The organism is Rhodococcus rhodochrous, from assembly GCF_014854695.1.
GTDB lineage: Bacteria > Actinomycetota > Actinomycetes > Mycobacteriales > Mycobacteriaceae > Rhodococcus.
In genome coordinates this window covers 3,602,457-3,615,386 of record NZ_CP027557.1, presented here as the reverse complement: position 1 = coordinate 3,615,386, position 12,930 = coordinate 3,602,457, and the positions used below count along the sequence as shown (strand labels likewise).

Below are 12,930 nucleotides of genomic sequence, written 5' to 3'. Positions count from 1 at the left end.
TGGGCATCATGCGGACACGTGACGCGGCGTTGCCGCGGGAAATCTGGGTTCTGGTCGTCGCGAGTTTCGTGATCGCGCTCGGCTTCGGTCTCGTCGCTCCCGCGCTGCCCCAATTCGCGCGCAGCTTCGACGTCGGTGTGACGGCGGCGACGGTCGTCGTGTCGTCGTTCGCCGCGATGCGACTGCTCTTCGCGCCCGCGAGCGGGTCGCTGGTGCAGAAGCTGGGGGAGCGGCCCGTCTACATCACGGGCCTGCTCATCGTCGCCCTGTCGACGGGCGCATGTGCATTCGCGGCGAGCTACTGGCAGCTGCTCGTCTTCCGTGCCCTCGGCGGCATCGGGTCGACGATGTTCACGGTGTCGGCGCTCGGCCTGCTCGTGCGGATCGCACCCCCCGACGCCCGCGGGCGCGTCTCCGGTCTGTACGCGACCAGCTTCCTCATGGGCAACATCCTCGGCCCGCTCTTCGGTGGTGCCCTGATCGGACTGGGGCTGCGCGCACCCTTTCTCATCTACGCCGTGGCGCTGCTCGTGGCGGCCTCGGTCGTGGGGATCAGCCTGCGGTCGTCGGAGCTCGCCCGTCCCGACAGCGGGGACGGCGTGCCCGTCATGCGCCTGCGCGACGCGCTGCGCTCGCCGGTCTACCGCGCGGCGCTGGGATCGAACTTCGCCAACGGCTGGGTGGTGTTCGGGGTCCGCGTGGCGATGGTGCCGCTGTTCGTCGTCGAGGCGCTCGACGAGGGTGAGGCGTTCGCGGGTGTCGCGCTGACCGCCTTCGCTGTGGGCAACGCTCTCGTCCTCATCAAGTCGGGCAAGCTGTCCGACCGGTTCGGGCGGCGACCCTTCGTCCTGGCCGGTCTGGTGGTGTGCGGGGTCAGCACGATCGCGATGGGATTCACCGAGAGCGTCGTCTGGTTCCTCATCACCTCGTTCGTGGCGGGTATGGGGTCCGGGCTGTCGAACCCCTCGCAGCAGGCCGCCGTCGCCGACGTCGTGGGCAGTAAGGCTCGAGGTGGGCCGGTGCTCGCGGCCTTCCAGATGGTCGCCGATGTCGGCGCGGTGATCGGCCCGGTCGCCGCCGGCTTCCTCGCGGACCGGTTGTCGTACTCGACGGCCTTCGCGGTCACGGGCGTGATCATGCTCGCGGCGACGCTGCCGTGGTTCGTCGTCGGACGGCCCCGCGTCGCGGAGCAAGCGACGCCGGTGACCGACGACACGGCGCGGTGAGGCGACCGAGCGGTACTGTCGCCGGTATGTGGGTCGGTCTCGTCTCCACGCTCGCCCGATACGGTCTGGCGGCGGTGTGGCTCGTCTCCGGTTGGGTGAAGTTCTCGGATCCGACGCAGACCGTCGTGGCGGTACGGGCGTACCAGATTTTCCCTACCGACTGGGTGCGGCCGTTCGCCGCCGTCTTCCCCGTTCTCGAACTGGCCCTGGGGTCGATCCTGCTCGTGGGTCTCGCGACGCGCTCCGCAGCGCTCGTCAGCGCGCTGGGGCTGGTCGCGCTCGTCGCCGCGATCGCCTCGGCGTGGGCGCGCGGCCTGTCGATCGATTGCGGCTGTTTCGGGGGAGGAGGTGTGGTCGAGGGCGTCGACGGCCGCGACTACGCGATCGAGATCGCCCGCGACGTCGGCTTCCTGGCGATGTCGATATGGCTGGTCGTCCGGCCGCGCACCTGGTTCGCGCTCGGTCCGGGTTCACGGGCTGCCCTCTCAGCGACCCCTCAGCCGTCGATGGCAGAGTGAGATCGTCCTTCCCCATCGACGAGCAGTAGAGGGCAGCATCCGTGAGCGCGAAGAAGGTCTCATCCGGCAAGTACACACCGGAGCCGACGTCGAACAGGTTCACCTACATTCTCGGCGGCATCGCGATCCTGGTGATCGGTGCGCTCGTCGTCGGTGGTGTCCTGTGGTCGTCGGGTAGCGGCGATCCCCGCAACGACGGTTACGGCTCCGTGCAGAACGCCGCGGTGGAGGTGTCTATCGAGGACGACGGTGCGATCCTGCTGGGCCGCCCCGACGCCCCGCGGACCATCGACCTGTTCGAAGACCCGCTGTGCCCGTACTGCGCCGAACTCGAACACAAGCACTCACAGGAGCTCGCCCAGGCGATCGACGACGGGCAGCTGGCGATCCGGTACCGGATGCTCGCCTTCCTCGACCGGGCGTCGAGCAGCGGCGACTACTCGACCCGCGCGGTGGCGGCGGCACAGTGCGTCGCCGAGAGCGGGGACGCCCGCGCGTTCTCCGCATTCCACGACGCGTTGCTGTCGCCCGACAACCAGCCGGCCGAGGGTGGCGACGGTGACATCGACAACGCGGGTCTCGCGCAGATGGCGCGCGACGCGGGTGCCTCCGAGGACGTCGCGCAGTGCATCACCGACGGCGCCCGGATCGAGCAGGCCTCGGCCGACGCGGAGGCGGGACGCCGGCTGCTCGCGACGACCGGAGCGGCCGGCACTCCGGCCGTCGTGTACGAGGGAACCGTCATCGACGCCCTCGGCAACGAGAACTGGGTGACCGAACTCGTCGGATAGACGGAGCGGTGGCGGGGGCCGCACACGGTGCGTGCCCCCGCCACAGTCACGCCGTCTACCAGCCGATTTGTTGGCGTCGAGCGCGATGGTGTAGTTTTCTTTCAGCGCGAAGGGGTCACCGGAGCGCGACGGTACAACCGAATACGGGGCTATGGCGCAGCTGGTAGCGCACCACACTGGCAGTGTGGGGGTCAGGGGTTCGAGTCCCCTTAGCTCCACAAGATCGCTACAGGCGGGAGTTCACGCTCTCGCCTGTAGTCTTCGGTGGCGGTCCCCGTCAGGGCCGTGCAAGGGGCTATGGCGCAGCTGGTAGCGCACCACACTGGCAGTGTGGGGGTCAGGGGTTCGAGTCCCCTTAGCTCCACCCTTCGGAAGACATTCCTCGCGGGAAACTCCTCGCAGCAGCTCTTCTCGTCGTTCTGCAGCGGCCCCGTGCGTCGCGAGGCCGCTGCATTCTCACGATCTCAGCCCGCCGAGCTGGTGGACGTGTACAGCGTCATGCCCCAGCCCACCGTCGTGCGCTCGGGTTCCGCGAGGCCGGCCGCCTCGAACAGTGCCACGTGGTCCTCGTGCGTACGACCACCGCCACCGGTGAGTGCGAAGTCGATGAGATCGTCCTCGTAGTCGTGCTCACGGGCGACGTCGTCGAGCACATTGCCGAAGACGAGGATCCGGCCGCCCGGCTTCAGTCCGGCCGCCGCCTGCTGCAGCACGTGCACGGCGTCGGCCTCGGGCAGTTCGTTCAACCGCCCGCTCAGCAGCACCGCGTCAACCGGCTCGGGCCGGGCTTCGAGCATGCTGCCCGGCGTATAGCCGACGCGCTCGTGCTCGCCGTGGACGCGACGCAGGACCTTGATCTCCGACGGCGCGGCCACCACGGTCGCCCGTGCCGACCGATTCGCCGTGACGAGGGCGTGGGCATAGGAACCGGCCGCCTCACCGGAGACCACGATCGTCGACACGTCAGAAGGCACCTTCGCCGCGAGGGCACCGGCGAAGTAGACGGCCATCTCGGCCTCCTGCTCGTACCGGTCCGTCAGCAGAGCGGTGTCGTCCGCGACGCGCTGCGCGAAGCTCTTCCCGAACCGCTGCGCGTCGTCCCCGCGACCCGTGCGGACGGCGGCGAGGAGCGCGAGCATGCCTGCCAGTTCCCGCTGCGCGTGCACACCGTCGAGTCGCAGTTCCTCGATGTGGTGGTCGTCCTCGAGTTCACGGCCGACGCCGGTGAGCCGGAACCGGCCCTCGCCGAGATCCTCGGCCACCCCCACGGCGACGAGATAACGGAGCAGTTTGCCCAGACCGGTGCGGTCGGTCCCGGTCTTGGCCACGAGCTCGTCGAGGGTGCGCGGCGACGCGTCGAAGGCCGTCGCCAGTCCGATGGTCGCTGCGACCCGCAGCGCGAAACCCGGTGCGATCTCGGCCAGTTCGTCGAAGCGGTCGCGTTCGTCCTCGGTCGCCTCGAAATCGGGCAGGGAGGCGTCGGTTTCCGAGACCGAGACCTCCTGACGACGCCAGTATCCGGTGACCTCCACCTGTTCCTTGGGCAGACCCTTCTCGTTCCGCAGCCACCGCCGGATGGGGGTGAGCGTGAGGGCCTCACCGGCCACCCACGCGAAGACCGTGCCCTCCCACCACTCGGCGGCCCGGAGGGCATCGAACAACAGGGTCGTCGTGCCCGGCTCGGCGCCGTCGCGGCTCAGCCAGGTCAGCTCCACCCCGTCGGGAACGGGAAGATCCTGCCGATGCGAGTCGTCGGCGATCTCGACGAAGATCCGGCCGCGTGCACCCGCGGGCCAGTTCTCGAGCCAGCGCCCGATGGCAGGCAGCGCCGTCTCGTCGCCCGCCACGAGCGTCCAGTCCACGCCCTGCGGGTGTCCGGCCGACGACTTCGGTCCGGCGATCTGGATCGTCTCACCGGGCTCCGCACGGTACGACCAGCTCGACGCGGGACCCACGCCGTGGCGCACGAAGTCCACGTCGATCTCGCCGGCGACCGGATCCCAGCGCCGGACGGTGTAGGTGCGCATGAGCAGCTTCGGATCGCGCGGCCAGTTCACCACGCCGTCGGCCTGGGTGGGGCCGAGGGCCTCGTCGAGTTCGGGATGCTTGAACATCAACTTGAACTCGTCGTCCACACCGTCGGACCGGAACGCCTCCACCGGGAATCCGTTCGACGCGACGTGCGCCTGCAACTGTTCGCCCCCGAGGGTCACCCGCCGCATCCCGGGGCTCACGTCCGTCACGCGGAGCACCTTCAGGTACCGGGTGGTGATCGGGAAGACCTCGATGGGGCGAAGACTACGGGCCATGGGTGCGTTCTCCTCGGCAGGGGATCGTGGACGGCGGAACGACCGGTCTTTCCGGCCGCGCGGTGACCTGCGTTTAGGCGAACCTTACTTCAGACGGCATTCGACTGCCGCGACCCGTCCTGGCCCGCGCGACGACCGTTCGCGTACATCTCGTCGACGAGACGGGCGTACCGGGCGAGCACGCGATCCCGGATCGGACGCCCGGTCGGGTCGAGATCGTCGGCCTCCGGCGGCGCGCTCACCGTGACGAAACGACGGATGCGTTCCCACGGATCCGAGCGGGCGTCGAGCTGCTCCAGCGCGGCCGCGACGACCGACTCCGGCGCGGTGGTGAACACGAGGCCGACGCAGTACGGGCGCAGCTCCCCGGCCACGACGAGTTCGCTGCCCGGACACACCCGCCGCCAGCGGTCGGCGAGCGCGGTGGGGCCGACGTACTTTCCGGTGCTGGTCTTGAAGGTGTCCTTGCGGTGACCGGTCACGACGACGAATCCGTCGGCGTCGATCTCGGCGAGATCGCCCGTGTGGAACCAGCCGTCGGCGTCGAGCGCGGCGGCGCTCTCCGCGGGATCGTCGTGGTACCCGGTCATCACTCCGGGACTCCGGATGAGGAGTTCGCCGGTATCGGCGATCCGGACCTCCGTGCCGCGCAGCGGCCGGCCGACCGTGCCGGGGCGGTGCGCGCCGAGCAGGTTCGCGCACGACGGTCCCGACGTCTCCGTGATTCCGTAACACTCGAGCACCGGTACACCGAGTTGCTCGAACCGCCGGGCGACCGCCTCGGACAGCCGCGCCGATCCGGAGATGACGAAGCGGAGCCGACCTCCGAGCTCGTCCCGTTCCAGCCGGGCGACCTTCTCGAGCACGTGCGGGACCGATCCCAGGAAGGTCGGCCGGACCGTCCGCAGATTCGCGGTGACCCGGTCGGCGCGACCGTCGACGGCGGTGCTCACACCTGTGTGCATGGCCATGAGCAGCAACGACCGCCCGAAGACGTGCGCGAGCGGCAACCACAGCAACTGACGGTCGGACGAGGAGATCATGCCGGTCTGCGCGATGGCACGGGCACCGTAGGTCGTGCCTCGGTGGGTCAGGCACGCGCCCTTGGTGCGGCCGTCCTCGCACGCCGTGTAGATCAGCGCGGCCTCGTCGTCCGGGGACAGCGCAGCGATCCGTCGCTCGACGACGTCGGGGTCGGTGCGCAGCAGACGACGACCTTCGGCGGCGAGCTCGTCGAGTCCGTCGATGCCCAGGATGTCGGTGACGGCGACGGGCCGGTCGGCGACGGTGAGGACGGCGTGCGCACGCCGGATCTGCGACCGCACCTCGTCGTCGCGGGTCGCCGGGTAGATCGGGACGGTGGCACCGCCCGCGCACGCGATCGCGAGGTCGGCGACGACGGTCCGATAACAGGTCGTCGCGCAGATCGCGACCCGCGATCCGGCTTCCACACCCCGGCCGATCAGTCCCGCCGCGAGGTCGAAGACCTCCCGTCGTACGTCCGTCCACGTCGAAGGTCGCCACCGTTCACCGTCCGGACGCAGGTAGGCGACGGAGTCGGGGGAGCGGGACACCCGGTCGAGCAGCAGACCGGGCACGGTCGCGGGGAACCCGTCGCGACCGTCGATCGCGGTCGCGGTGCCCGTCGTCGAGCGGGGGTCCGCCACTGTTCGCAGCACCTCCCACGGACGAGGAATCGAAGTCGCCCCAGTGGTCGGAATGTTACCGCCGGTCGGGGTCCGAGGGGCCGAAGTGGCGCAGTACGCGATGCACGCGTCGGCTGGGGCCGGGGCTCCTCCGGGAGGGCGCAGGTGGACGCCGATATCGTGGGCACGTGAGTCCCGCTGCCCGTCGCCCTGAGGTCCTGATCGCCGAGCTGCGCGACGTCCTCACCGGTCCGCTCGCGGAGATCGCGCAGCGATTCTCCACCTATGTCGACGACCTCGCTCCGCACAGCGCCCTGGTGATCTTCACGAGGGAATGCACCGGCCGGCCGCGGAAGGTGGCCGGCGACCCGTCGATCGTCGACCGGGTGACCATCGCCGAGCTGGATCGGGTGCGGAACGAACTCGCCGCGGGGGAGATCCGCCGCGGCAGCTTCCGTCTCGCCGGTCGCGATCGTGAGGTGTGCGCGATCCTCGACGGCACCGACACGCTCCTGGTGCTCGTGCCGCGCGGGGGCCGGGCCACCTCCGCGGCCCTCGATCTCGTGCGGGCGGCATTCGGCGTGGTCGCCACCGGCATCCGGTTGCAGGTGCACACCGCCAGCCCGGCCTATCTCGCGGAATCGCGGGCCGCCTCCGCGGAACGGGCCCGCACCGTCGCCGAGCTCACCGAATCCCATGCCGTGACCCTCGAGACGATCCTCGCGACCCTGCGGTCGAAGGATCTCGACGACACCCGTGCCCGGACCACGGCGCGGGAGACGGCGACCGAGGCCCTGATCGGCCTGCGATCGGCGGTGGACCTGCACCGCGAACTCGCGGAGGAGGCGCTGACCACCGCGTTCGCCCGACTCCACGGCGAGCTGCGCGATCTGGTGCGGCACCGTCCGCTCGACCTGCAGATGGTCGCTCCGCCAGTGGGTGGACGGGGACTGCCCGGCGAGGTCGCACACGCGGCCCGCGCGATCGCCCGGGGCGCGGTGCTGGCGATGTCCGGTCAGGCCGACGCGACGCGGGTGCGCGTCGCGTGGACCTGCGACGACTCGACCCTGCTGGTGGACGTGCGCGACGACGGCCACGGCGAGATCGACGTCGTCGAACTCGAACGCCAGCTCCGCGACCGCGTCGAAACCCTCGGTGGTGGAATCGAATCCGAGTCGACGCCCGGTTGGGGGACACGGATCGCGATGAGCTTCCCGCTCGACCTGCCGATCGCCGCGACGGACGGCCCCGCGCTCGATGCGCTCGCCGCGCTCGCGCCCCGGGAGATCGAGGTCCTCGAACATCTCGTGGCCGGACGGCGCAACCGCGTCATTGCCGAACGCCTCGGCGTGAGCGAGTCGACGGTGAAGTTCCACGTGGCCGGCGTACTACGAAAACTCGGCGTCAGCACTCGCGGTGAGGCTGCGGCTCTCGGTGCAGAGGCCGGGGTCCGCGCCGCGGGCTGACGCCGAGTTCTCGGTCGTCGGGTGGCCCGTCGAGGACGGTCAGGCGGCCGGTGCCGGCGACGTGGTCGTCGTCGGGGCGACGGTCGTCGTGGGCGTTCCGGAGGAGGTGGTCGACCCGGCGCCCGTGGTGGTCTCGCCCGTGGCCGGAGTCGTGGTCTCCGACGGGGTGGGGACCGGAGCCGTGGTGGTCACCGGGGTGGGCGTGGCTGCCACGCCCGCTTCGGGTGCCGGCGGGGCCACCGGTGCAGCGGGGTCGCCTGCGGGAGCCGGGGCGCCGTCGACGGGGGCGGGCACGCTGCTGTCGGCGACCGTCGCATCGTCGGTCACGGTCGAGGACGGCGAGGTCCCCGGCGTGGTGGACGCCTCGGCGGTCTCGGCCTTCGCCGTCTCCTCGGCGATCATGAGCACCGCGGCCTGGTCGACCTTCTTCGGATCCACCTTCTTGCCCTCCTTGGCCTCGCGGGCCAGGTGCTCGAGCCAAGCGGCGGCGTACTCGACGGTGGACGTGCCCTTGCCGTCGATGTCGTCGTCCCAGTAGTCGAAGTGGTGACCGTAGTGGTCTCGGGTCTCTTCGTTGTAGCCGAAGGTCTGGTCGTACGGGTCGGCGAGCACCACCGCGAGGGTGTTCTCGTTGCTCCGGATGAACCCGACGACCTCCTTGACGATCTTCTCCGGCAGGTACGCGAGGTTCGACAGACGCTCTGCGGGGATGGGCGCCTCGGCACCGTCCTCACCACCGGTGGCGCCGGAGTCGGCGTCGGCAGCCACAGGCGTGGTGGGGCGGGCGGCGGCGGGATCGTAGCTCGGGTCGGAGACCTTGATCAGCACCTCGAGGAAGGTCTCGTCGGACCGCATCCAGTCCGGATTCGCCGAGATGTCGGCGAGGGCGAGCAGCGCGACCCGGCCGACGACCTGGGCCAGGTCGGCGCCGGTCGCGGGGGTGAGACCCTCGCGTTCCAGGGCGTCGCCGTTGACCTGACGGCCCACGTTCGCGAGCAGTTCGATCAGCGCGATGTTCTGGGGTGCCGAGCACGTGAAGTCGCCCTCGGAGCAGAACGACGCGACCTTGCCGGCGAGATGACCGAAACCGCCGTTCGTGTCGGGGAGGACGCCGCGGCCCGGGACGGGGTCGCCGCCCGGCTGGTAGGGGCGATCGAAGCCGTCGGGGTTCGCGCCGTTCTCCGCGCCGGGGAAGAAGCCTTCTCCGGCCTCGCGGCCTGCGTCGGAGAGGATGACCACGCCGCTGACGGCACCGGGATCGATGATGTCCCAGGAACCGTCCTCGCCCTGCTCCTGCGCACCGATCTCCATCGCGGCACGGCGCGCGACGTCGGCGCCCTCGCTGAAGCCGACGATGGCGAACTGGGTGTCCGGGCAGGACCGCCGGATGGCCTTCATGACCTCGATGGTGTTCTCGGCACCCTTGTTCACGGCGTTCTCGTAGCTGGCGAGGTCGGCCGGGTACTCGATGTAGATGGCGGCGTAGCCCTCGCCGGCCTCGTGGTTCTCGAGCGGTGCGCTGATGACCGGCTCGACCCAGTGGCTGCTGTAGGCGCCCTGCTGGGCGGCAGGAAGGCGGTTGCCGTTCTCGTCGACGAGCATCTTCGACTCGTCGCGAGGGATGTCGCCGCGACCACCGATGCCCAGGCTGACCATGTCGTGACATTCGGTGGTCTTCGCCAGGCCGGCGAGATACGGGTCGGCAACGGTGGGGGTGTCCTGTTGCGGAAGCACGATCGCGGCCGCTGCCACGACTCCGAGCGCGGTGGGGGCGAAGACGCCGGCGAGAATCCGCCGACGCGACAGCGACTTTCGAAGTGCCATGGGCCTCTACCAATCCGTTTCTGACCGAGGAATTGCCGGCCCGCCGAAGTGCGGCGGGTCGTAACGGATTTCGTGAAGGTCGCTCGCGGCGTTACATCGACACGAGTTTCCCGAGGTGGCGACGGAGAAATGCCGCCCGAGCGTCGAGTCGCAAAATCCAAGGGAAATGCGTTAATCGGACAATTCGAGTTCGCCGCTCAGCGCCTGGCCGTTCGGCCGGGTCGGGCCCGCCGAACGATCAGGAGCAGAGCGCCGCGGGAGTGGCTAGGGTCGGAATCACCGGAAGTCGGAAACACCGGACACTGCCGGTCGCATCACGAAACGGAGACACCATGTCGCAAACAGTCCGCGGAGTCGTCGCTCGCTCGAAGGGAGCGCCCGTCGAGGTCGTGCCCATCGTGATCCCCGATCCCGGACCCGGTGAGGTCGTCGTCGCGATCGCCGCGTGCGGCGTGTGCCACACCGATCTGCACTACCGCGAGGGCGGCATCAACGACGAATTCCCGTTCCTGCTCGGCCACGAGGCCGCCGGTGTCGTCGAGTCCGTCGGTGAGGGCGTCGACTCGGTTGCCGTCGGCGACTTCGTCGTCCTGAACTGGCGCGCGGTGTGCGGCCAGTGTCGCGCCTGCAAGCGCGGCCAGCCGCAGTACTGCTTCGACACCTTCAACGCCACGCAGAAGATGACGCTCGAGGACGGCACCGAGCTCTCCCCGGCGCTGGGCATCGGCGCGTTCGCCGACAAGACCCTCGTCCACGCCGGCCAGTGCACCAAGGTCGACCCGAGCGCCGATCCGGCCGTCGTCGGCCTGCTCGGCTGCGGTGTCATGGCCGGTCTCGGTGCCGCCGTGAACACCGGCGGGGTCACCCGCGGCCAGTCCGTCGCCGTCATCGGCTGCGGCGGTGTCGGCGACGCCGCGATCATGGGTGCGCGCCTGGCGGGCGCCGGCACGATCATCGCCGTCGACCGCGACGACAAGAAGCTCGAGTGGGCCACCGACCTCGGCGCCACCCACACCGTCAACTCGACCTCGGCCGACGCGGTCGAGGCCATCAAGGAACTGACCAACGGTTTCGGCGCCGACGTCGTCATCGAGGCCGTGGGCCGCCCGGAGACCTACAAGCAGGCCTTCTACGCGCGCGACCTCGCCGGCACCGTCGTCCTCGTCGGCGTGCCCACCCCGGACATGACCCTCGAGATGCCGCTCATCGACTTCTTCTCGCACGGCGGCTCGCTCAAGAGCTCGTGGTACGGCGACTGCCTGCCCGAGCGCGACTTCCCGACCTACGTCGACCTGTACCAGCAGGGACGCCTGCCGCTCGAGAAGTTCGTCACCGAGCGCATCGGCATCGACGACGTCGAGAAGGCGTTCGAGACGATGCACCGCGGTGAGGTCCTCCGTTCGGTGGTGGTCTTGTGAGCACCTCGCCGATCCGCGTCGACCGGGTCGTCACGTCGGGCACCTTCGCGCTCGACGGCGGTGAATGGGAGGTCGACAACAACATCTGGCTCGTCGGCGACGACTCCGAGGTAGTCGTGATCGACGCCGCGCACACCGCGCAGCCGATCATCGACGCCGTCGGTGGGCGGAAGGTCGTGGCGATCGTGTGCACGCACGCGCACAACGACCACATCACCGTGGCGCCGGAACTGTCCGAGAAGCTCGACGCGCCGATCCTGCTCAACCCGGCCGACGACGTGCTGTGGGAGATGACCCACCCGGGCGTCGCGCACGGCACGCTCGAGGACGGGGAGCGGATCCGTGTGGCCGGCACCGACATCCAGGCGATCGCCACCCCGGGTCACTCGCCGGGCTCGACCTGCCTGTACCTGCCGGAGGCGGGTGAGCTGTTCACCGGCGACACCCTGTTCTCCGGCGGGCCGGGCGCGACGGGCCGCTCGTTCTCGGATTTCCCGACCATCATCGGGTCGATCCGCGAGAAGCTGTTCGTCCTGCCCGCGGAGACGAAGGTGCACACCGGGCACGGCGACGGGACCACGATCGGCACCGAGTCGCCGCATCTCGAGGAGTGGATCAAGCGCGGTAGCTGACGCCGCCGGTGCGCGGTTCCGGTGGCGATCGCCGCCGGAACCGCGCACGAGCGCACGACTAGTCTCACCATCATGGCGAAGAAGCAGATCCCGGTGATCGTGGTGGCCGGATTTCTCGGCGCGGGGAAGACGACGCTGCTCAACCATCTGCTGCGCAACACCCGGGGTGCGCGGATCGGCGTGATCGTCAACGACTTCGGTTCCGTCAACATCGATTCGATGATGGTGGCGGGGCAGGTCGACTCGATGGTCTCGCTGAGCAACGGATGTCTGTGCTGCGCAGTCGATGTCAGCGACATGGATGCGATGCTCGACAAGCTCGCCCACCGCTCGTCCGATCTCGACGTGATCGTCGTCGAGGCGAGCGGACTCGCCGAGCCCCGCAACATGATCCGGCTCGTCGCCGGCTCGGAGAACGAATACGTCTCCTACGGTGGCCTCGTCCTGGTCGTCGACGCGGTGGAGTTCGACGCGACCGCGGAGCAGCATCCCGAACTCGAACAGCACGTGGCGCTCGCCGATCTGGTGCTGCTCAACAAGACCGACCGGATCGACGGCGACGCCCACGACGATCTGCTGACCCGCCTGTGCCGGCTCAACTCCCGCGCCGCCGTCGTCTCGACCGACCACGGTCGCATCGACCCGGCGTTGCTGTTCGACATCCCGGAGCGGCCGGGGCCGCAGCCGGGGGAGCAGCTCACCCTCGACCAGTTGCTCTACGAGCAGAACGACCACGAGCACACCCATCTGCACGACGGCTACGACGCGATCACCTTCGAGTCCGCAGATGCACTGCACCCCCGCGTGCTGGTGGATTTTCTCGAGAACCAGCCCGCGGGGGTGTTCCGTATCAAGGGATACGTGCGAGTTGCTGCCGGATTGGACACCGGCACCTATCTGTTGCACACCGTCGGCGACCACATCCGGTTCGAACCGGCGGGTCGCGGCGACGACGTGCCCGACGGGACGCAACTCGTCGTCATCGGTGCCGATCTGGACTCCGACGACGTACGCGAGCGCCTACGCCGCTGTGTGCCGACCGAACCGGTGTCCGCGGACGCGATGTACGCGATACACCGATTCACGCCCCGCTGAGGCGG

Annotated in this window: 10 protein-coding genes and 2 tRNA genes; 9 read left to right on the top strand and 3 right to left on the bottom strand. The window is 69.7% G+C overall.

From position 1 onward, the window contains the following. Positions 1-8: 8 nt before the first annotated feature. The 5 genes from C6Y44_RS16825 to C6Y44_RS16805 all read left to right on the top strand — a co-directional run bounded on the left by C6Y44_RS16825 (position 9) and on the right by C6Y44_RS16805 (position 2,899). On the top strand, positions 9-1,226 hold the full coding sequence (locus C6Y44_RS16825) for an MFS transporter (protein WP_174247012.1): 1,218 nt from the start codon (positions 9-11) through the stop codon (positions 1,224-1,226). Between the two features lie 26 nt (positions 1,227-1,252). After that, complete coding sequence (locus tag C6Y44_RS16820) at positions 1,253-1,744, top strand: MauE/DoxX family redox-associated membrane protein (protein ID WP_120279808.1); 492 nt, start codon at positions 1,253-1,255, stop codon at positions 1,742-1,744. Between the two features lie 41 nt (positions 1,745-1,785). Then, a complete protein-coding gene (locus C6Y44_RS16815) occupies positions 1,786-2,535 on the top strand; it encodes a DsbA family protein (RefSeq protein ID WP_120279807.1) in 750 nt (249 codons plus the stop codon). A gap of 145 nt (positions 2,536-2,680) precedes the next feature. Further along, positions 2,681-2,753 (top strand) — tRNA-Ala (locus C6Y44_RS16810). Between the two features lie 73 nt (positions 2,754-2,826). Further along, a tRNA-Ala gene (locus C6Y44_RS16805) sits at positions 2,827-2,899 on the top strand. Between the two features lie 100 nt (positions 2,900-2,999). On the opposite strand, the gene C6Y44_RS16800 is transcribed toward C6Y44_RS16805, so the two are convergent. Both C6Y44_RS16800 and C6Y44_RS16795 read right to left on the bottom strand, forming a co-directional pair. After that, complete coding sequence (locus C6Y44_RS16800; RefSeq protein ID WP_159417919.1) at positions 3,000-4,844, bottom strand: siderophore-interacting protein; 1,845 nt, start codon at positions 4,842-4,844, stop codon at positions 3,000-3,002. An 89-nt stretch (positions 4,845-4,933) separates the two neighbouring features. After that, positions 4,934-6,511 (bottom strand): AMP-dependent synthetase/ligase, encoded by a 1,578-nt coding sequence (locus tag C6Y44_RS16795; protein ID WP_159417920.1) that lies wholly within the window; start codon positions 6,509-6,511, stop codon positions 4,934-4,936. 167 nt (positions 6,512-6,678) lie between these two features. Here C6Y44_RS16795 and C6Y44_RS16790 point away from each other — a divergent pair, with 167 nt between their 5' ends. Then, positions 6,679-7,956, top strand: a complete 1,278-nt coding sequence (locus C6Y44_RS16790) for a LuxR C-terminal-related transcriptional regulator (RefSeq protein WP_192378493.1) — start codon at positions 6,679-6,681, stop codon at positions 7,954-7,956. 39 nt (positions 7,957-7,995) lie between these two features. On the opposite strand, the gene C6Y44_RS16785 is transcribed toward C6Y44_RS16790, so the two are convergent. Beyond that, positions 7,996-9,780 carry a cutinase family protein gene (locus tag C6Y44_RS16785; RefSeq protein WP_159417922.1) on the bottom strand — a complete coding sequence of 595 codons (1,785 nt, stop codon included), beginning with the start codon at positions 9,778-9,780 and terminating at the stop codon, positions 7,996-7,998. 332 nt (positions 9,781-10,112) lie between these two features. Here C6Y44_RS16785 and C6Y44_RS16780 point away from each other — a divergent pair, with 332 nt between their 5' ends. From C6Y44_RS16780 to C6Y44_RS16770, 3 genes are all read left to right on the top strand, one after another. After that, positions 10,113-11,198 carry an S-(hydroxymethyl)mycothiol dehydrogenase gene (locus C6Y44_RS16780; RefSeq protein WP_159417923.1) on the top strand — a complete coding sequence of 362 codons (1,086 nt, stop codon included), beginning with the start codon at positions 10,113-10,115 and terminating at the stop codon, positions 11,196-11,198. Further along, positions 11,195-11,830, top strand: a complete 636-nt coding sequence (locus tag C6Y44_RS16775) for an MBL fold metallo-hydrolase (protein WP_064060010.1) — start codon at positions 11,195-11,197, stop codon at positions 11,828-11,830. The genes C6Y44_RS16780 and C6Y44_RS16775 overlap by 4 nt, the downstream gene beginning before the upstream one ends. Before the next feature lie 72 nt (positions 11,831-11,902). Then, positions 11,903-12,925, top strand: coding sequence for a CobW family GTP-binding protein (locus C6Y44_RS16770; protein ID WP_159417924.1), 1,023 nt, complete (start codon positions 11,903-11,905; stop codon positions 12,923-12,925). Positions 12,926-12,930: the final 5 nt, after the last annotated feature.

Excerpts from the sequence above, each read along its gene's own strand:
- C6Y44_RS16785 (WP_159417922.1), bottom strand. The coding sequence starts at position 9,780 with ATGGCACTTCGAAAGTCGCTGTCGCGTCGGCGGATTCTCGCCGGCGTC.
- C6Y44_RS16825 (WP_174247012.1), top strand. The coding sequence starts at position 9 with ATGCGGACACGTGACGCGGCGTTGCCGCGGGAAATCTGGGTTCTGGTC.
- C6Y44_RS16780 (WP_159417923.1), top strand. The coding sequence starts at position 10,113 with ATGTCGCAAACAGTCCGCGGAGTCGTCGCTCGCTCGAAGGGAGCGCCC.
- C6Y44_RS16770 (WP_159417924.1), top strand. The coding sequence starts at position 11,903 with ATGGCGAAGAAGCAGATCCCGGTGATCGTGGTGGCCGGATTTCTCGGC.
- C6Y44_RS16800 (WP_159417919.1), bottom strand. The coding sequence starts at position 4,844 with ATGGCCCGTAGTCTTCGCCCCATCGAGGTCTTCCCGATCACCACCCGG.
- C6Y44_RS16820 (WP_120279808.1), top strand. The coding sequence starts at position 1,253 with ATGTGGGTCGGTCTCGTCTCCACGCTCGCCCGATACGGTCTGGCGGCG.